The sequence below is a fragment of the Thermanaeromonas sp. C210 genome, assembly GCF_013167955.1.
In the GTDB taxonomy this organism is placed as follows: domain Bacteria; phylum Bacillota; class DSM-521; order Neomoorellales; family Neomoorellaceae; genus UBA12545.
The window spans coordinates 1-18,296 of sequence record NZ_BLWF01000003.1 but is presented as its reverse complement, the minus strand read 5'-3'; the positions used below and the strand labels follow the sequence as shown (position 1 = coordinate 18,296).

The window sequence follows — 18,296 nt, the reverse complement described above, 5'->3', positions numbered from 1 at the left end:
TTTTCAGGCCGTATACACCGCATTGAACCGGCATACTTCCAGGCAAGTCCCGCACCGGATACATTTCTCCTGGTCCAGGGTATGGGGATGGTTTCTCTCCCCGGTAATGGCCTTTACCGGACAACTCCGGGCACATAGGCTGCACCCTCGGCACTTTTCTACGTTGATGAAGTAACGCAACAGTCCCCGGCAGACCCCTGCGGGACACCTTTTATCCTTAATGTGCGCTTCATATTCTTCCCTGAAATAGCGCAGAGTGGTTAGCACAGGGTTCGGAGCCGTCTTGCCCAGCCCGCAGAGGGCGCCGTCCTTCACCACCAGGGCCAGCTCTTCCAGCAGGTCCATATCTTCTTCGGTGGCGTCGCCGGCGACGATCTTATCCAGCAGCTCGAGCATGCGCTTCGTACCTTCCCGGCAGGGGACGCATTTGCCGCAGGATTCATCCTGGACAAAACCCATGAAGAATCTGGCCACTTCCACCATACAGCTATCCTGCCCCAGGACTACGAGCCCTCCCGATCCCACCATGGCTCCTGCCTTCTGGAGAGAATCGAAGTCCAGGGACAAATCCAGGTGCTCGGCGGTGAGGCATCCCCCGGAGGGTCCCCCGATCTGCACCGCCTTAAAACCACGGCCTTCCCGCGGACCTCCACCTATTTCAAAAACCACCTCCCGGAGGCTCATGCCTAGGGGCACCTCTACCAGGCCGGTATGAGCCACCTGCCCGGCCAGGGCGAAGGTCTTAGTGCCGGGACTGGTGGGAGTTCCGCATTGTCTGAACCAGCCGGCGCCGTGCATGATAATGGGCGCCACGTTGGCCAGGGTTTCTACGTTGTTGATGACCGTGGGGCAACCCCACAGCCCCCTCTGGACCGGATAAGGCGGCCGGGGACGGGGCATGCCCCGCTGGCCCTCTATGGACGCGATCAGGGCGGTTTCTTCCCCGCAGACAAAGGCACCGGCTCCTTCCTTGATATGCACCTTAAAGGAAAAGGGGCTCCCCAGAATGCGGTCACCTAACAGCCCCAGGTCTTCGGCATCGGCCACGGCCTTGCGCAACCTCTTTACCGCCAGGGGATATTCGGCCCGAACGTAAACATAGCCTTCCTGGGCCCCGATGGCGTAACCTGCAATGAGCATGCCCTCCAGCACCCGGTGGGGGTCGCCTTCCATGACGCTGCGATCCATAAAGGCGCCCGGGTCGCCCTCGTCGCCGTTGCAAATGATATACTTCGGGCCCCCCGCTTCCGACCGGGCCAGGGCCCATTTCTTACCCGTGGGGAAACCGCCCCCGCCCCGCCCGCGCAGGCCAGCCTCGTGGATCTCCTGAATGACTTCCTCCGGCGTCATTTCAAACAGGGCTTTGGCCAGGGCTTGGTAACCGCCGTGGGCCAGGTAGTCATAGGGATCCTCCGGGTTAATACGGCCGCAGTGCTCCAAAACCACCCGTCGCTGTTTCTTATAAAAGGGGATGTCGTCCTCCCTGCGTACAGCTTGTCCGGTAGCCGGGTGGTGGTAAAGGAGGCGCTCCACCGGCCGATTCTGGAGAAGGTGTTCCTCGATTATTTCCGGTACGTCTCCTGGTTTTACTTTACAGTAGAGGACTCCCTCCGGCTCCAAACGCACCAGGGGACCCATCTGGCAAAAGCCGTGGCAGCCGCTGATGTTTAAGGCTAGCCCGGCCCCCTCCCCTTCTCTAAGCAGTTCGACCTTATGGGCCAGCCCCCGCCGCACCAGTTCCCGGTGAAAAGCCTCGTAGACACCGAGAGAACCGTTAGCAACACACCCCGTTCCCGCACACACTAAAATGCGAGCCTTCTCCTTTCGCAGCATTTTCTCGGCCCGCTCCGCCATGGCTTGCAAATCTTCCCTTGACTTAAGCAACATGGTCCCTCCCCCGGACCTTCTCCTTCTCCTCTTCCGCAGCCTTCACCTTCAACCCTCGCACGATGGAGACAGCCCCTTCGGGAGTCAATTGGCCGTGAACTTCATTGTCATTAATGGTCATAACAGGTGCCAGGCCGCAGGCCCCCAGACAGGAGACTGTCTCCACCGTAAACTCCAGGTCTGCGGTGGTGTTTTCCCCTTCCTTGAGTTGCAGCTCTTTGCACAAGGCTTCGTGAATCTGGGCCGCTCCCCGCACGTGACAGGCCGTACCGTTACAGATCCGGATAGTATATTTGCCCTTGGGTTTTAACGAAAACTGGGCGTAAAAGGTGGCTACACCCCACACCACTGCCGGGGAAATGTGCAAATCACCGGCAATAACCTCCAAGGCTTCCTCCGGCAGGTACCGGTATTTCTGCTGAACTTCCTGCAGTATGGCGATCAGATGGGAAACTTGTCCTTGGTGGTGCCCAATAATTTCCCGAATTTCGTCCTTTAAACACGACATGAAGGTTTCCTCCTCCCCCAAATGACACCTTAGATACGCTCCGATGTTAACATTTTCCCTATTTAACTTATTGTTCTTGTGCTTGCCTTCACGAAATCAGGTACTATTATAATAAAATTTCTGCCGCAAAGCAACCTGCGGTGCCGCTAGCTCCCAGCTATTTTTGCTCCCCAAATCCCCAATTTAGCAGCTCCTTCATCTCCGGCGACAATAAAAGAACAAGGCCCAGGGGGCTCCAACCCCAAGCCTTACTTGGGGTTTAACTCGCAGTAACTGTGAAGTCTTTCACATTCGTCCATTTACCTATGCGCCATCCATCCGGAATTTTCCTCTGCTATTGGCAAAATCCATATTAGCTCTGCAGTAATTTGGACACTTCGACTCGGATTCTTGGCTTCCAATTTTTGGTTGGTGGGCTCCTCCTCAAACCGTGCCCCGGATGCCTGGCCACCACCCGGCCCAGGGAGCGGATCATTCCTTCCAGGCAGTGACGGCAGTCATCCGGTTCCTCATTAATACAGATCTTCCCGGGGTATATCTGGTAATTAGGCCGGTATTTCCCCGGAGTAAGGTTGGGCATAACAACGTTAGCCCCTCGCCGCAGGGCCATCTGCCTGCCGTTGGGGGAGAGGGTGCCCACCGCTGTGGTAGCCGGCAGGTGGGCCCAAGGTACGACCAGTCTGGTCACCGCCAACACCCGGTAGGTCAAGTCCAAACTGCCCGCCGGGTGGTCCCCCAGAGGCGTGTTCGGGTGGGGAATAAAGGGGCCTATGCCGGCCATCTCCACCTCCAGTTCCCGCAGGAGGAGGATATCGGCCGCCAGGTCTTCCAGGGTCTGGCCGGGCAATCCTACCATATTGCCCGATCCCACCTGGTAGCCCAGTTCTTTCAACCACCGCAGGCAGGCCAGCCTCTTTTCCCAGCTCATATCCGGGTGGAGCCGGGCATAGAGTTTGGGATTGGCCGTTTCATGCTTTAAAAGATACCGGTCGGCCCCTGCCCGCCGCCACAGCTCGTAATCTTCCCGCGGCCTTTCCCCCACACAGAGGGTAACGGCCACTCCCAGCTCTTTTATGGCGGCCACCGTTTCCGCCAGGATATCTGCCGTATACCAGGGATCCTCCCCTGACTGCAGGACTATAGTCTTGTAGCCCAGCTCTACGCCTCTCCTGGCGGAGGCCAGTATTTCTTCCGGGGTCATCCGGTAGCGGTCCAGCCGGTTGTTATCGGCCCTCAGCCCGCAGTAACGGCAGCGCCGCCGGCAATGGTTGGAAAACTCAATAACCCCCCGCAGGTGCACTTCTTCCCCCACGTAGCGCGACCGGAAGGCATCGGCCTGCCGGTAAAGGGCTTCTTCTTCCTCGCCTGGCTGTGCGGTAAGGAGCATAACTACGTCCTCTTTTTCTACTCCCCGGCCCGCCGTCACCCGGGCCAGGGTGGCGGCAAATTCTCTGCGCATACTTTCGACCCTCACTTTCCGGTTAAGGCGGCCCGCACCCTGACTCCCGACAACGCTCCCAGTTTACCGGTAAGGGCTCCAATGGCATCCGTAGTTCCGTCTACTATGAGGGCGATAACCGACACCCCCCGCTCGCGATAAGGGATGCCCATGCGGCCTACGATATATTCGGCATAATCGCTCAGAATGGCGTTGACCCGGGCGGCTGCGGCCTGCCGGTCTTCAATCACGATGCCGATGACTCCGATGCGGCGTTCCAATACCCGGCTCCCCCCTTCCCAAGCCCCAAGACTCCGACCAGTGAAAGCGGCGGATTAACCTTTGTCTAGAAGTACAAGTCCCTCTCCCCGGCCTTAATGCGCTCCAGCCGCCGGGCAGTTTCTTCCCGTACGGCAGGACTGGGTATCTCGGCCAGGTAACGTTCCATGGTTTCCTGTCCTATTTTCCTAGTTTCCGGAGTGGCGTAATCCAATAAATATTCCTGAAAGGTCAGTAAAGCGTTGGGCTGGCAGACATTTTGAATCTGCCCCGTCTTGGCCAGGGCCATAAAGCGCTCCCCGGTACGTCCCCGCCGGTAACAGGCAGTACAGTAGCTGGGTAGGTACCCCCTCCGACATAAATCACGGATCACTTCGTCGGGGTGGCGGTGATCCCCTACCTCGAACTGGGGTATTTCGTCGGGTTCCTCGGTGTAGTGGCGCCCGTACCCCCCTACGCCCGTACAGGAACCGGCACTAAGCTGGGAGATGCCCAATCCCAGAAGCACGGCCCTAAACTCCGGGGTTTCGCGGGTGGAGATGATCATACCCGTGTACGGTACCGCCAGGCGCAAAACGGCCACGATTTTTTTAAACTCCTCATCGGGTACCAGGTACGGGAAAGCATCCAAATTAATACCCTGGGCCGGTCTAAGCCGGGGCACCGAAATAGTATGGGGGCCGACGCCAAAGGTCGCTTCTAAATGGCGGGCGTGATAAAGGAGGCCCAGCACTTCAAACTTGTAGTCGTAAAGCCCGAAGAGGACTCCCAAGCCGACATCATCTATTCCGGCTTCCATGGCCCGATCCATGGCGGTAGTGTGCCAATCATAATCAGCCTTGGGGCCGGAGGGGTGCATATAAGCATAGGTCGGCCGATGGTAAGTCTCCTGGAATAAAACATAAGTCCCGATACCGGCGGCCTTTAGTTCCCGGTATTCATCCACCGTAGTAGCGGCAATATTAACGTTAACCCGCCGGATGCTCCCGTTTTTCTCCGTTATCCGGTAAATACGCCGGATAACCTCTACCACATAATCCAGGGGACAATGAACCGGATCCTCTCCCGCCTCCACGGCCAGACGTTTATGCCCCAGGGATTCTAAAATCCGGACTTCACGCTCCAGCTCTTCCCAGCCGAGCCGCCGGCGGGCAAATTTGTTATCCCTGCGGTAACCGCAATAACGGCAGTTATTAACGCAGTAGTCACTGATGTACAGGGGGGCAAACAGGACCATGCGTTTCCCATAAATTTTCTCCTTAATTTCCTTGGCAACAGAAAAAACTCTTTGCCACACGGCTTCGTCTTTATTCTGCAGCAGGACGGCTACCTCATACGGCTCCAGTCCCTTAGCCTCCCGGGCCTTATCCACAATCTCCTCTGCCCGGCCCGCGCCCACACAGGCGGCTTCGGCCAGCAGGCCCTCTATTTCTTCCTCAGGGATAAAATCAGCTCTATAATGGTGGCGCACGGCTTTTCTCCTCCCTTGCTAATTAATCCTGAACAACTAGCTTCCATGCTAACCCGTGAAAACAAAAAATGCTTACCTGCCTTTGCCGACAGCAAGTAAGCATTCGCGGGCCATCATTTGCCTCTCCCCCTCGCTGCAGGTTGCCCCTGGCTGCAGGACTTTTCTTCCCGCCCTCCCCGGCCGGCCCCCGCACCCGCCGGGTCAGGCTATATTGTGCTAGTTATATTTTGTACAAAGTTACTGAAGAAATCAAGGGCAAAAGAAAAAGAAGCCCATGGATAATCTTCCCGGATATGCCCGGCACCTGTAAGGCCTACCCACCGCTTAAAGGGGGATAGAGGTATAAAGTTTCGCCGGGCTCTACGAGGGCATCGGGCTTTAAAATCCTGTCCTCCTTCATGGGGACGATGCTGCCCCAGAATATAACCTCGTCTTTAACCTGCGGCACGAACTTCTCCAGAGGAGGAAACTGCCGGACAAGCCGGTCTAAAATTTCTCTTACCATCAGCGGCCCTTCCGCAGCCAGTTCCAGGTTTTTACCGCCTACAATTTCCCGGAAGGGAGAAGAAAAAATGATCTTTATAAAGTCCCCCACAGTCTTCACCTCGCCCCCCTCACTGCGACCCCGGCCGTCCCTCCTTTATGGCAGGGATCAAGGCCGGGCGTTTCCCTGCCCCGGAGCCGAGTGCTTCCCACCGTTTCCGCGGTTACGCTTGAGGGCCTTTAAGACGCCGTCCAGCTCCCGCGTGTTGAGAAGGTCTTCCGGTCCCAACCAGCCCCGGCGGGCCACCGTAATGCCGTACCACATGTCTTCCAGCCGGCCCATATCATGGGCATCGGTGTTGATGGCCAGGAGCACGCCGTATTCCTTAGCCCGGCGCGCGGCGTCTTCATCCAGGTCCAGGCGGTCGGGAGACGCGTTGATCTCCAGGATGGTGCCGGTCTCCGCCGCCAGCTCCAGCAACCTTTCCAGGTTGACGGCATAGGATGGCCTCCGGCCCAGCATGCGCCCGGTGGGGTGGCCTATTATGTCTACCCAGGGATGGCGCATGGCCGCCTCTAAGCGGGCCATAATCTGCTCTTCCTTTTGGTTAAACCCCGAATGAATCGAGGCAATTACGATGTCCAGGGAAGCCAGGATATCGTCTTCCAGATCCAGGCGGCCGTCGGGGAGGATATCTACCTCTATACCCGACAAAACCACAAAATCATCTAGCTCCCGGTTTAGCCGGGCGATCTCCTCTCGCTGGGCCAGCAATTGCTCGGCGCTCAATCCCCTCGCAACGGCCAAAGAACGGGAGTGCTCGGTAATGGCCATGTAGCGATAGCCCCTGGCCCGGGCCGCCTCCACCATTTCCCGGATGGTATGCAGGCCGTCGCTGTACCTCGTATGGATGTGGAGATCACCTTTGATGTCTTTCAGGGTGATGAGGGCGGGGAGGCGCCCCTCCCGGGCCGCCCAGACCTCGCCCCGCCCCTCCCGCCATTCGGGCACAATAAAGGGCAGCTCTAGCCGGCTGTAAAACTCTTCCTCCGAGCGGAAAGAAGCCTCTGCCTCCTCCAGCCTGCGGGGCAAACCCAATTTCTCCAGGGAGAGATGGCGCTCGGCAGCGAAACGTCCCAGCTCTTCCCGGTGGGCCGGTGACCCCGTAAGGTACAGCCAAGCGGGAGCGAATTTGTCCTCTGGTACCAGAAAAATTTCCACCTTTACCCCCGCCCATGTACGCAGGGACAGGCGGTTTTCCTCCTCCAGAAGGACTTCCTTAACCTGGGGATGGCGGGCCATAACCTCCTTCACTTCCGTAGGACCCTTAACCCCTACGACGAGGTCCACGTCGCCCACCATGGAACAGCCGCGCCGCAGGCTGCCGGCCACCTCCACCTTTGCGACCCCCGGCAGGGCCGATAACTGGCGGCAGAAGAGCTGGGCCAGGGGCCTGGCGATACCAAGGGGTATCCGGTCCCGATTCTCTTTGAGCATATCCAGGCCCCGCAAGATGGCCAGTTCCGTCTTGCTACCCATACCGGGCAGCTGGCGGATCCTGCGCTCCCGAGCGGCCCTTTCCAGTTCTTCTAGAGTTGTTATCCCCAAATGCTGGTGGATCACGCGAACGGACTTGGCCCCCAGGCCGGGAACGGCCAGCATATCTCGTAGCCCGGGCGGAACCTCCTGCCGGAGCTGCTCCAGGAAGGTGGAACGCCCGGTTTCCAGAAGTTCGGCAATCTTTTTGGCCAAATTTTTCCCCACGCCCGGTATCCTTTCCAGCTCCCCCCGGGCGTAAAGGCTGGCTGCCTCTTCCTCCAAGTGCTCCAGTGCCCGGGCGGCCCGTTGATAGGCCCGTACCTTAAAGGGTTCTTCCCCCTTTAACTCCAAGAGATCCCCCATTTCCGCCAGGGCCCAAGACAGTTCAAGGTTGGTCAACCCTTCCGCTCCTCCTGAATCAGCCTTATAAGGGTCTCATAGTCCTGCCGTATTTTGTTTAATTCATCGGCGATGTTCAAGGCGGCCAGCACGGCGATCTTCACCGGAGGGTAATGGGGGTTTTTCTCACCCACCTGGCGCATCTTCCTGTCCACGTAAGCCGCCAGGGCACGCATATATTCCGGCGTCTCCGTCCCCTTTAATACGTATTCATGGTCGAAAATAGTGACTGTAGTCCGGTTAATACCTTCTTCCTTTTTTTCCTCCTTAACCTTTGCAGGTTCGGGCAAGGGCGGCCACCCCTCTTAAAGTAAACTCGGTACTTAAGCTGGTTTGATTTCCTTAAGTTTTCTCCCCGAAGGCCAAAAATCCTTTTGGTCCAGGAGCTACTTCCGCAAAGTTGCGCCCAATTTTTTCGCCAGCTCCTCTTCAATGCGGTTTAAGGCTGTGTGGACTTCTTCTTCCGTCAGGGTGCGGTCGTCTCGTTGGAAAGTGAGGGCATAGGCCAGGCTCTTAAAGCCCGGGGCAATCTGCTCCCCCCGGTACACATCAAAAAGGCGGCATGCCCTGAGCATTTCTCCGGCAGCACCCACAATTATGTCCTGGACCTGGTCGGCCGCTGTTTCCTCGGCCACCACCACCGCCAGGTCCCTCTCCACAGCCGGGAAGCGGGGCAGGGGCTCATAAACGGGCGAGGTTTCAGCCAGATCCAGGGCCCGATCCCAGTCCACCTCGAAAACACAGGCCCGCTGGGGCAGGTCATAGGCCTCCAAAACGTCCGGGTGTACCTCGCCCAAAAAGCCCAGGTTGACATCCCGCACCCAAAGGGCCGCGCTGCGCCCGGGGTGGAGGAAGGGCCAGGCGGTACTGGCCTTAAAGCGCACCTCCGGTAGCCCGGCGCGCTCTAGGATTTCCTCTAGTATTCCTTTAAGATAGTAGAAATCCATTTCCTGGCGGGGCCAGGCCCAGCCCCGGTCCCGGCTGCCCATTACCAGGCCGGCCAGCCTTAAGGGCTCTTCCGGCAACTCATCCCGCCCGGGCAGGAAAACGCGGCCCAGCTCGTAAATAGCCACGGGCATGACCTTCCGATGGGCATTGCGGGCTGCCACCTCGAGGAGCCCTGGCAGTAGAGTAGTTCTCAGAACGCTCTGCTCTTCCCGCAGGGGATTCTGCAGGACGACGGTCCGGCGCCAGGGGTGGTCGGGGGGCAGGCGAAAAACATCCCATCCTTTGGGGTTTATAAAGCTATAGGTAACAACCTCGGCCAGCCCGCAGGAGGTGGCAATCTCCCTACCCAGCTCTTCCCAACACAGCCGGGGTGATTTCTTCTCCCCCGCCGCCACCCCTGGCGGTATAGTTACGGGAATGCGGTCGTAACCGTAAAGCCGGGCCACTTCCTCGACGAGGTCGACCTCCCTGGTCAGGTCTCCCCTCGCCGCCGGGACTTCCACCCGCAGGGGGTCCCCGCCTTCGACCTTAAGGTGCAGTCGCTCTAAAATCTGCCGGATTTCCCGGGAGGTGAGTTCGGTCCCCAGAAGGTAATTTACCCTTTCCGGCCGGAGGTTAATAATTACGGGTTCCCGCCTCTTCACGTAACAATCTACCCGCCCGGGGCTGACTTTCCCCCCGGCCAGCGCCTGCATGAGGGCGGCAGCGCGGTCGGCCGCCTCTGCACACCCTTCTATGTTGACCCCGCGCTCAAAGCGCAATGAGGATTCCGAACGTAATCCCAGCAGGCGGGAAGCCCTGCGGATGGACGCCCCGTCGAAGTGGGCCGACTCGATTAAGATGTCCTCCGTGTTCGGGGTTACTTCGGTGTCCTGTCCCCCCATCACCCCTGCTACGGCCACTGCCCTCTCGCAATCGGCTATGACCAGTACCCGTGGATCTAGGGCACGTTCCTGGCCGTCCAGGGTCACAATTTTTTCTCCCGGCTTGGCCCGGCGGACGATAATTCGCCTGTCCCGGAGGAGGGTGTAATCAAAGGCATGTAAAGGCTGGCCCATCTCCAGCATAACGTAATTGGTAACGTCTACTATGTTGTTGATGGGCCTTACCCCGCAAGCCCGCAACCTCTGCTGCATCCACGTGGGAGAGGGACCGATTTTTACCCCCCGCACGATCCGGGCGACATAGCGGCCGCACATATCCGGGGCTTCGATTTCCACCTGGACCAAACTGGAAGTAGGGGGCCCCTCTTCCACCACCTCAAGGGCCGGCCGGAGCAAAGGCGCACCGGTTAAGGCCGCTACCTCCCGGGCCACCCCCTGAATGCTCAAGCAGTCGGCCCGGTTGGGAGTCAGTTCCAGTTCTAATACGGTTTCCTTGAAACCGAGAATACCGGCCACCTCTTCACCCAGGGGAGCATCGGGCGGAAGGGTGAGGATGCCTTCCCGGTCCTCCGGAGCCACCAGGCTGCTGTCCAGGCCCAATTCCTGGGTCGAACAGACCATGCCGTGGGAGTCCACGCCGCGAAAGGTGGCCTTGCGAATTTCCCGGCCGCCGGGGAGGCGGGCCCCTTCTAGGGCCACCGCCACCTTCTGGCCCACCCATATGTTAGGGGCGCCGGTTACCAGGGACAGCACCCTGCCTCCTACATCCACTTGGCATACTACCAGGTGCTCGGCGTGGGGGTGGTCCTCTATGGCCAGGATTTCACCCACCACCACTCCTTCCAGGCCGGTTTGGGGACCTATAATATTCTCCACGGGTACCCCGGCCATGGTGAGTTTTTCCGCCAGCTCCTCCGGCGGTAAATCTATTTCTACAAATTCACGCAACCAACTGTAAGGTACGCGCAATTCCCTTCCTCCTCACTCATCCCGGAATCCTAAAACTGGCTCAAGAAGCGCAGGTCGTTTTCAAAGAAGAGGCGAAGGTCGTCGATACCGTACTTAAGCATAGCCAGCCGCTCCACGCCCAAACCGAAGGCAAAGCCGCTGACTTCTTCGGGGTCGTATCCGGCCATTTCCAGGACGGCGGGGTGGACCATGCCACTCCCCAGTATCTCCAGCCACCCGCTCTGCTTGCACACCCGGCAACCCCGTCCCCGGCACATAACACAGGAGATATCCACTTCGGCGCTCGGTTCGGTAAAGGGAAAATAACTGGGCCGGAAACGAACCCCTACACCGGACCCGAAGAACTGCCGCAGGAAGGCCATGAGGATGCCCTTTAAATCCCCGAAGGTCACCCTCCTGTCCACCAGCAATCCCTCCACCTGGTGGAACATGGGGGAATGGGTAGCATCGTCATCCCGCCGGTACACCTTGCCCGGAGCTATAATCCGGATGGGCAGGTGCGGGCGCATGGCCTCCATGACCCGCACTTGAACGGGCGAGGTGTGGGTACGGAGCAGGACGTTGGGAGTGATGTAAAAGGAATCCTGCATATCCCGGGCGGGATGCTCGGGCGGCAGATTCAAGGCCGTGAAGTTGTAGTAGTCCGTCTCCACCTCCGGACCCTCGGCTACGGCGAAACCCAGTCCCACAAAAATATCTTTCAGTTCCGCCAAAACCCGGCTTAAGGGATGGCGGTAACCGCGAGGTAAGGGCCGACCCGGAAGGGTGACATCCAGGCTTTCCTCCTTAAGGCGGCGCTCCTTTTCCGCCTCCAGCAGGTGCCTCCTGGCCACTTGCAGGGCGGCCTCCAGCTCTTCCCGGGCCCGGTTGGCCGCCTGGCCCACCCGGGGCCGCTCCTCGGGGGACAGTTTCCCCATACCGCGCAAAATCTGGGTCAGTTCTCCCTTTTTCCCCAGGTACTTAACCCTTATAGCTTCTAGTTTTTCAAGGTCTTTAATTTGCGATAGCTCCGCGATAGCCCTTTCCTTTAGCTCGCTAATGGCTTCCAGCATATCCTCACCCCATAAAAAAAGCCTTCGCCCCTTCGGGACGAAGACCCAATGTTTACAAAAGAAACCACCCCAAGATACCTGCCCAACAACAGGTCTCCTTCTTAACGGTAGGAGGACCGGCTTAGCCTACTCGGCTTCCCGCCTTTCAGCCAGCTGCTCCCGGGCGAACTTCGCTTGCCCCTCCCTTAGCAGCGCTTCCAGTCGCCGACGCCGCCTCCCTGTAAGGTACCGGCAAGCTACTCCTCCCGTTCACGGCATTTAAACGTCTTATTTACTGCAGGACTAGTCTGCGGTAAATAATATAGGCTGCTATGGACCCGGTTTTCTCGAAAATCCGCCAGAAGAATTCCGCGCACCAGGACACCATATCACAACCTTTCCAGGGGTTGGGACCTTTCCTTTAAGATTATACCATACGGCCCAACCCTTGGCTAGCCCAAAATGACCTGTTCTTCCGGCAGATGAATGTTAACCCTTACCTGTCGTTTCCAGATGGCCATGGCCAAGCTCACCGGACCCACCCTGCCGGCAAACATGGTAAGGATAAGGAGGCAGCGGCCGACAGGTGTCAGCTCCGGGGTCAGGCCCGTAGTCAGGCCTACGGTGCCGAAGGCCGAAGTTACTTCATACAAAACGGGCAAAAACCCTTTCCCTTCGGTAAGAAGGAGGATAAAACCGACGGCGTTCACCAGTAAGAAACCCAGGGCAGCAATGACCAGCGCTTTAATTACGCGGTGCCAGGGGATACACCGGCCGCCGAATTCCACTTCCTGCCGTCCCCTCACTACCGCCGCTATGGCCAGCACCAGAACGGTGAAAGTGGTGGTCTTAATGCCGCCGCCGGTACCCGCCGGCGAAGCTCCTATAAACATCAAGATGACCTGAACGTACTGGCTCGCAGGGCGGAGGTCGTTGATGCTAACAGTATTGAAGCCTGCCGTCCTGGGGGTAACCGCCTGGAAATATGCAGCCATCCCCTTGCCCGCGGGCGATAAAGGTCCCAGGGTGTTGGGGTTATCCCATTCTATGGCTAAAAGAATAAGCGTACCGGCTACAATCAGGACGAGAGTCGTCAGAAGAACCATTCTGCTGTGCAAGCTCAAACGACCCGCTCTCCTCCGGAACCCCGCCACTTCCATGATTACGGGGAATCCGATACCGCCAAGGATCAATAAAGTCGAAATAACTATATTGATGGTGATATCCTGGACGTAGGGGGTCAGACTGCAGTACGGCCCAAAGACGGGGCCCAACACATCGAAGCCGGCATTATTAAAGGCCGACACGGCGTGAAATACCCCGTAATATACCCCTCGTCCCCACCCAAAATCCCGGGCAAACCGCCAGGATAAAACCAGGGCCCCTACACCTTCCAGGACAAAGGTAGTGAGAATAATCCTCTTCGTTAGAGCTACGACCCCGCCCAAATTCTCCCGATTCAGGGCCTCCTGGATTAACAGCCTTTCCCCCAGGGAAATGCGCTTCCGGATTAGGAGGGCGAACAAAGTGACCACACTCATCCAGCCCAGTCCACCTATCTGGATCAGCAAGGCAATAACCCCTTGACCGAAGGCAGACCAGTAAGTACCGGTATCCACCACTACCAGCCCGGTCACGCACACGGCCGAAGTGGCGGTGAACAGAGCCGTCAAAAAATCAGTCGCCCGCCCCGCCGAAGAAACGGGCAACATCAATAAAAGGGTTCCCGCCAGAATCACGCAGGCAAAACCTATGACGATCCCCTGGGTAGGAGTAAGGCGCGCCCGCAGCATACTTAAGCCTCCCCCATATGGCGCCTGCGAGCCGCTTCATAAAGCAAAATAGCGGCCGCCACCGCCACATTAAGGGATTCTACGGGCCCCCAAAGGGGAATGCTCACCTGGGCCTCGGCTTGCTTTAGTATTTCCGGACTGGGACCTCTGTTTTCGTTACCCAGAACCAGGGCCACCCTTCCGCCGTAATCGTAGTCGTAGTAGGGGCGGACGGCATCCACGTGGGCCACGATTACCCTCACCTTCCCCTTTAGCCGAAGGGCCAGCTGGGCTGCCGCGATACCCGTGACCACCGGGAGGTGGAAAAGGGCGCCCATGGCAGCGCGCACCACTTTCTCGTTATAGGGATCTACCGTCCCGCCGGTCAAAACCGCCCCGGTGCAGCCGGCAGCCACCGCCGTGCGCAGCATGGTTCCCAAATTACCCGGGTCCTGGACCCCATCGGCTACTAATAAAAAAACCTCCGGGTTTTCCAGCAGGAGGGATAAGCTGGCCCTTTTTTGCCTGGCTATGGCCAGGACTCCGGGAGGCGTGACGGTAGCGGCCACACTCTCCATAACCGACGGTTCCACCTCCAGGCAGAGGTATCCCGCCTCCCGGAGCCGGGATATGAGCCCGGCATGCTCCGCCGACCTAACGAAATGGGGCTCATAAAAAACTACCTCTACCTCCGCCCGCGCTGCCAGGGCCTCCATGAGGAGATGCTTCCCTTCCAGAAGGTAGAGCCCTGTCTTTTCTCGCTGGGCGCGACGGTAGAGGGAGCGGGCCAGTTTTACATACCGGTTGGCCCGCGAAGTAATTATACTTCCCACAGCTTCACTCACTCTCGCTCTTGAAAGCGCTCCAGTACTTTAGTAGGCCCCAAGAGTACCAAAATATCTCCTGCTTTTATAACTTCATCTCCCCCCGGGGCTACGATAATTTCATCCCTGCGCTTTATGGCCATTACCGTGGCCCCGTGTTTGGCCCTCAGATTTAGCTCTGCCAGGGTTTTCCCGGCCACCCGCTGGGGCGCCGCGATTTCTTCGATGCTGTATTCGGGTGAGAGCTCTATGTGCTCCAGAACATTTCCCGCCACCAGGGCCCGGGCCACCCTTATCCCCATGTCGCGCTCGGGGAAAACGATCTTATCCGCCCCGATCTTGGCCAATACCTTGGCATGGAGATCGTTTAGAGCTTTAGCCACCACACACTTAACGCCCATCTCTTTCGCGATCAGGGTCACCAGGATGTTGGCCTCCACGTCTTCCCCGATGGCAACGATGGCTACGTCGACATTGCGGACCCCGGCGGCCTTGAGGGCCTCTTCATCCCGGGCATCGGCCTGGATGGCATGGGTAATCTCGTTCATCACGGCTTCTACCTTGGCGGCATCCGCGTCGATACCCACAACCTCACATCCCAAGCGTGCCAGGGCCGTGGCAACGCTGGCCCCGAAGCGTCCCAGGCCGATTACGGCAAACTGCTTTTTCATAAGTTTAGGCTCCGACTCCCAGCTTTTCCTTGGCGATATCCACTAATTGACGAAACCCTTGGGCATCGTTGACGGCCATATCGGCCAGCATTTTACGATTGATTTCTACCCCCGCCTGCTTTAATCCGTTGATGAAACGGCTGTAAGTAAGGCCGTTCTCCCGGGCGGCCGCGTTAATCCGGGCAATCCATAGCTGCCGGAAATCCCTCTTGCGCTTACGCCTGTGGGCGTAAGCATACATTAAGGATTTCATTACCTGCTGGTTGGCCACCCTAAACAGCTTGGACTTGGCGCCGAAGTAACCCTTGGCCAGTTTCAGGATTTTCTTGTGACGCCGTCTCTTGGTTACACCTCGTTTTACCCTGGACATGTTCTACCTTCCTCCTCTACGCTCCGTAGGGTAACAACCTGGCCACCCGCCGCCGGTCGGCAGAAGAAACCAGATCGGGTTGGCGCAGGCGGCGCTTTCTCTTGGCGGTCTTACCCCCCAAAAGGTGGCTCTTGAAAGCCTTGGCCCGCTTGATCTTTCCTTTACCCGTAAAGCGAAAACGCTTAGCAGCCCCGCGGTGGGTTTTCATCTTGGGCATATTGTCCACCTCTTAATTCTTAGTTCTTAGGAGCCAATATCATAACCATATTGCGCCCTTCTAACTTGGGCGGCCTTTCAACGGAGGCTAGCTCCGACACCTGGTCGGCCAAACGCCAACAAAGCTTTTCTCCCAGCTCGGGATGGGAGATTTCCCGGCCGCGAAACATAATGGTTACCTTTACCTTATCGCCGTCTTCCAGAAAGCGGAGGGCATTGCGGGCTTTGACCTGGAAATCGTGTTCCTCAATGCCCGGCCGCAGCTTTACCTCTTTAACATCGATAATCCGCTGCTTTTTCCTGGCTTCACGTTCCCGCTTGCTCTGCTCATATTTATATTTCCCAAAATCCATAATGCGGCAGACCGGTGGTCGGGCCTGAGGTGCCACTTCCACCAAATCCAGCCCCTGCTCATGGGCTATGCGCAGAGCCTCCCGCAACGGCATGATGCCTAGCTGCTGGCCGTCGGTTCCGACCAGGCGCACTTCCCGGGCGCGGATTTCTCCGTTCACCCTCCAATCTTTGCTGATAACCCGTCACCTCCAGATGAAATTCCGCCCAGCATAAAGAAAGCGGGTGTCCCCACCCGCTTATACATCTAAACCCCTTCTTTCACCGGGCGCCGACCTTAGCAGCCTGGGGCTGTAAGGTGAGAAGCGGATGGCTTCTACTTTCCTGGGCTAGTATAGCACAGCCATAGATTACCGTCAATAACCGGTTTGGCCTGAGCTCCCCATCTTTACTCCACCACCGGCAGCAGGGATCCCCCCTGAGGAATGACCATTACCCTTGCCCCGGCGCCCATAGTTTCTAACGCTCTCCTGTAGGCTTCCTGCAACTCCGTAAACGGCTCAAGGAATACGCGCCTTACAATATCCGGGGATAAGGAAGAAACCAGGTATATGTCAATCTTACGGCGGACCATGGCTATAGCCGCGGCTTTGTGACCTCCGAGCTCGAAGTTAACGCGAACGCGGTCGAGCAGGTCCTCAGGTTTCTGTGCCGCAGCCACCCACTTAGAAAAAACCTCGTCGCCGAGGCCCTCCGGACACTCCGCCACCAGGATGAGAATACCACCGGACCTCACCGCCCGGCTGGCATTATCCATGGCCTTCTGGGCCTGGTAAAGGTTTATATCCTTGGGAAAGCCCCCGGCCGACGCAACGACGATGTCCGCCGGTTCGGCTATCTTCACTTTGTAAATGCCGTCTAAGTACTTGCAGGCCTCCCGGTGGGCGAGGACAGGGTGGCCGGCAAAGGCGGCCAGGATATTCTTGGCCTCATCGAGCACTACGTTGAAGATAAAATCCACATGGACAAAGTCGTTCACTTCTTCTATATCCCGCCTCACCGGGTTGTTATCGATTTCCCCTGCGGTAGCGCCCTCTTCGACCATCATGCGGTGATTGGCCTGTATCGTGCGGGGCGTAGCGCAGCCCGGCAGAAGAGCTTTAACCCCGCCGCTATACCCGGCGAAATAGTGGTACTCTACGTTACCCAGCAGTATCCTCTTATCGGCCTCCACCACCGGCCGGAATATTTCTACCGGAGTTCCCCTGCTGGTAGTACCTACGTAGACCGTATCGGCAGGATCGGAATCTACGCACCGGTAGGCCGCATAAACCCCTTCTCCCAGGAGGGCTCTCTTCTCTTCCTCCGTATGGGGGCGGTGATTGCCGACGGCCAGTACTATAATGATATCTTCCCTCCTGATACCGGCCTCCTGAAGCTCTTCCAAGATTAAAGGCAACAGCACCTTGCTCGGGCAGGGTCGCGTTATATCACTGGTAACAATGGCTACCCGGTCGCCCTTCCTAACTAGCTCCCTTAGGGGAGGAGTACCGACAGGGCTGGCAAAGGCCCGCCGTAATCCTACCTCGTCCAGGGGAGGACCCGCCTCCCGGTGGTGGAGTAGACCGGCAAAATTGGCCTCCTCTACTATAAGCTCCTGGTAGCTGTCGCGGCCATAGGGCAGTCTAAACCGACGGGACATAATGCCTCACCTTCCAGTAAGGGAGTAGTTTAGGCCTTCTTTTTGGAATCCTCTCCTCAACCCTGTAAGCTATTCCACCTCAAGGCTCCCGAATTCCCCGCCGCCAGCCGGCCCGCCCCGCGGTTTTTCTGGCGGGTCCTAGCCCCTCCGTTCCTTAATCTCCTTCACAATGCGGTTAACAAAGTCTGTCAGTACGACGTTCCCAGTGTCGCCCTTGCCCCTTTCGCGCACGGCTACGGTACCTTCGGCCGCCTCCTTGTCCCCTATAACCAGCATATAGGGAATGCGTTCTACCTCCGCCGCCCGTATTTTGTAACCGATCTTGTCGTTACGGTCGTTAACCTCGGCCCGTACTCCGGCCTGCTCTAGGGTATCCCGCACCTTGTAAGCGTACTCATGGTGGCGGTCGGCTATGGGGAGGATCTTTACCTGCACCGGAGCCAGCCATACCGGGAAGGCGCCCCCGTAGTGTTCGATTAGGATGCCTATGAATCTTTCTATGCTGCCGAAAACCACCCGGTGGATCATCACCGGCCGGTGTCTCTGCCCATCTTCACCGATGTAGGTGAGATCGAATTTTTCGGGCATGAGGAAATCCAACTGGATGGTGCCG

Annotated in this window: 18 protein-coding genes; all 18 read right to left on the bottom strand. The window is 57.9% G+C overall.

The genetic code is table 11. The features are described from left to right. Positions 1-3 precede the first annotated feature (3 nt). Positions 4-1,887: an NADH-quinone oxidoreductase subunit NuoF gene (locus TAMC210_RS07540; protein ID WP_173298207.1), complete on the bottom strand. Its 1,884-nt coding sequence runs from the start codon at positions 1,885-1,887 to the stop codon at positions 4-6. Beyond that, entirely contained in the window at positions 1,877-2,395 is a 519-nt protein-coding gene (gene nuoE, locus TAMC210_RS07535) for an NADH-quinone oxidoreductase subunit NuoE (protein ID WP_173298206.1), read from the bottom strand. Before nuoE ends, TAMC210_RS07540 begins: the two co-directional genes overlap by 11 nt. A gap of 352 nt (positions 2,396-2,747) precedes the next feature. Further along, positions 2,748-3,854, bottom strand: coding sequence for a [FeFe] hydrogenase H-cluster radical SAM maturase HydE (hydE, locus tag TAMC210_RS07530; protein ID WP_173298205.1), 1,107 nt, complete (start codon positions 3,852-3,854; stop codon positions 2,748-2,750). An 11-nt stretch (positions 3,855-3,865) separates the two neighbouring features. Further along, the gene (locus TAMC210_RS07525) at positions 3,866-4,114 is read right to left on the bottom strand and encodes a TM1266 family iron-only hydrogenase system putative regulator (RefSeq protein WP_173298204.1); all 249 of its coding nucleotides are present in this window, start codon (positions 4,112-4,114) and stop codon (positions 3,866-3,868) included. A 65-nt stretch (positions 4,115-4,179) separates the two neighbouring features. After that, positions 4,180-5,583, bottom strand: coding sequence for a [FeFe] hydrogenase H-cluster radical SAM maturase HydG (hydG, locus tag TAMC210_RS07520; RefSeq protein ID WP_173298203.1), 1,404 nt, complete (start codon positions 5,581-5,583; stop codon positions 4,180-4,182). 313 nt (positions 5,584-5,896) lie between these two features. Beyond that, positions 5,897-6,187 carry a MoaD/ThiS family protein gene (locus TAMC210_RS07515; protein WP_173298202.1) on the bottom strand — a complete coding sequence of 97 codons (291 nt, stop codon included), beginning with the start codon at positions 6,185-6,187 and terminating at the stop codon, positions 5,897-5,899. Positions 6,188-6,235: 48 nt separating this feature from the next. After that, positions 6,236-8,005 carry a DNA polymerase/3'-5' exonuclease PolX gene (gene polX / locus TAMC210_RS07510; protein ID WP_173298201.1) on the bottom strand — a complete coding sequence of 590 codons (1,770 nt, stop codon included), beginning with the start codon at positions 8,003-8,005 and terminating at the stop codon, positions 6,236-6,238. After that, positions 8,002-8,295 (bottom strand): cell division protein ZapA, encoded by a 294-nt coding sequence (locus TAMC210_RS07505; RefSeq protein ID WP_254388583.1) that lies wholly within the window; start codon positions 8,293-8,295, stop codon positions 8,002-8,004. The genes polX and TAMC210_RS07505 overlap by 4 nt, the downstream gene beginning before the upstream one ends. A 96-nt stretch (positions 8,296-8,391) precedes the next feature. Next, the gene (pheT, locus tag TAMC210_RS07500) at positions 8,392-10,806 is read right to left on the bottom strand and encodes a phenylalanine--tRNA ligase subunit beta (RefSeq protein WP_173298200.1); all 2,415 of its coding nucleotides are present in this window, start codon (positions 10,804-10,806) and stop codon (positions 8,392-8,394) included. A gap of 29 nt (positions 10,807-10,835) precedes the next feature. After that, positions 10,836-11,858, bottom strand: a complete 1,023-nt coding sequence (pheS, locus tag TAMC210_RS07495) for a phenylalanine--tRNA ligase subunit alpha (RefSeq protein WP_173298199.1) — start codon at positions 11,856-11,858, stop codon at positions 10,836-10,838. Positions 11,859-12,289: 431 nt separating this feature from the next. Next, positions 12,290-13,630 carry a TrkH family potassium uptake protein gene (locus tag TAMC210_RS07490; protein WP_173298198.1) on the bottom strand — a complete coding sequence of 447 codons (1,341 nt, stop codon included), beginning with the start codon at positions 13,628-13,630 and terminating at the stop codon, positions 12,290-12,292. 2 nt (positions 13,631-13,632) lie between these two features. Continuing rightward, positions 13,633-14,442: a TrmH family RNA methyltransferase gene (locus tag TAMC210_RS07485; RefSeq protein ID WP_173298197.1), complete on the bottom strand. Its 810-nt coding sequence runs from the start codon at positions 14,440-14,442 to the stop codon at positions 13,633-13,635. Positions 14,443-14,450: 8 nt separating this feature from the next. Beyond that, entirely contained in the window at positions 14,451-15,104 is a 654-nt protein-coding gene (locus TAMC210_RS07480) for a potassium channel family protein (RefSeq protein WP_173298196.1), read from the bottom strand. 4 nt (positions 15,105-15,108) lie between these two features. Beyond that, positions 15,109-15,474, bottom strand: a complete 366-nt coding sequence (gene rplT, locus TAMC210_RS07475) for a 50S ribosomal protein L20 (protein ID WP_173298195.1) — start codon at positions 15,472-15,474, stop codon at positions 15,109-15,111. Between the two features lie 16 nt (positions 15,475-15,490). Continuing rightward, complete coding sequence (gene rpmI, locus TAMC210_RS07470) at positions 15,491-15,691, bottom strand: 50S ribosomal protein L35 (RefSeq protein ID WP_173298194.1); 201 nt, start codon at positions 15,689-15,691, stop codon at positions 15,491-15,493. 19 nt (positions 15,692-15,710) lie between these two features. Beyond that, complete coding sequence (infC, locus tag TAMC210_RS07465; protein ID WP_254388582.1) at positions 15,711-16,202, bottom strand: translation initiation factor IF-3; 492 nt, start codon at positions 16,200-16,202, stop codon at positions 15,711-15,713. A 227-nt stretch (positions 16,203-16,429) separates the two neighbouring features. Then, positions 16,430-17,683, bottom strand: a complete 1,254-nt coding sequence (gene larA, locus TAMC210_RS07460; RefSeq protein ID WP_173298193.1) for a nickel-dependent lactate racemase — start codon at positions 17,681-17,683, stop codon at positions 16,430-16,432. A 138-nt stretch (positions 17,684-17,821) separates the two neighbouring features. Further along, the coding region (locus tag TAMC210_RS07455) for a His/Gly/Thr/Pro-type tRNA ligase C-terminal domain-containing protein (protein WP_254388581.1) at positions 17,822-18,296 on the bottom strand (475 nt) is incomplete at its 5' end.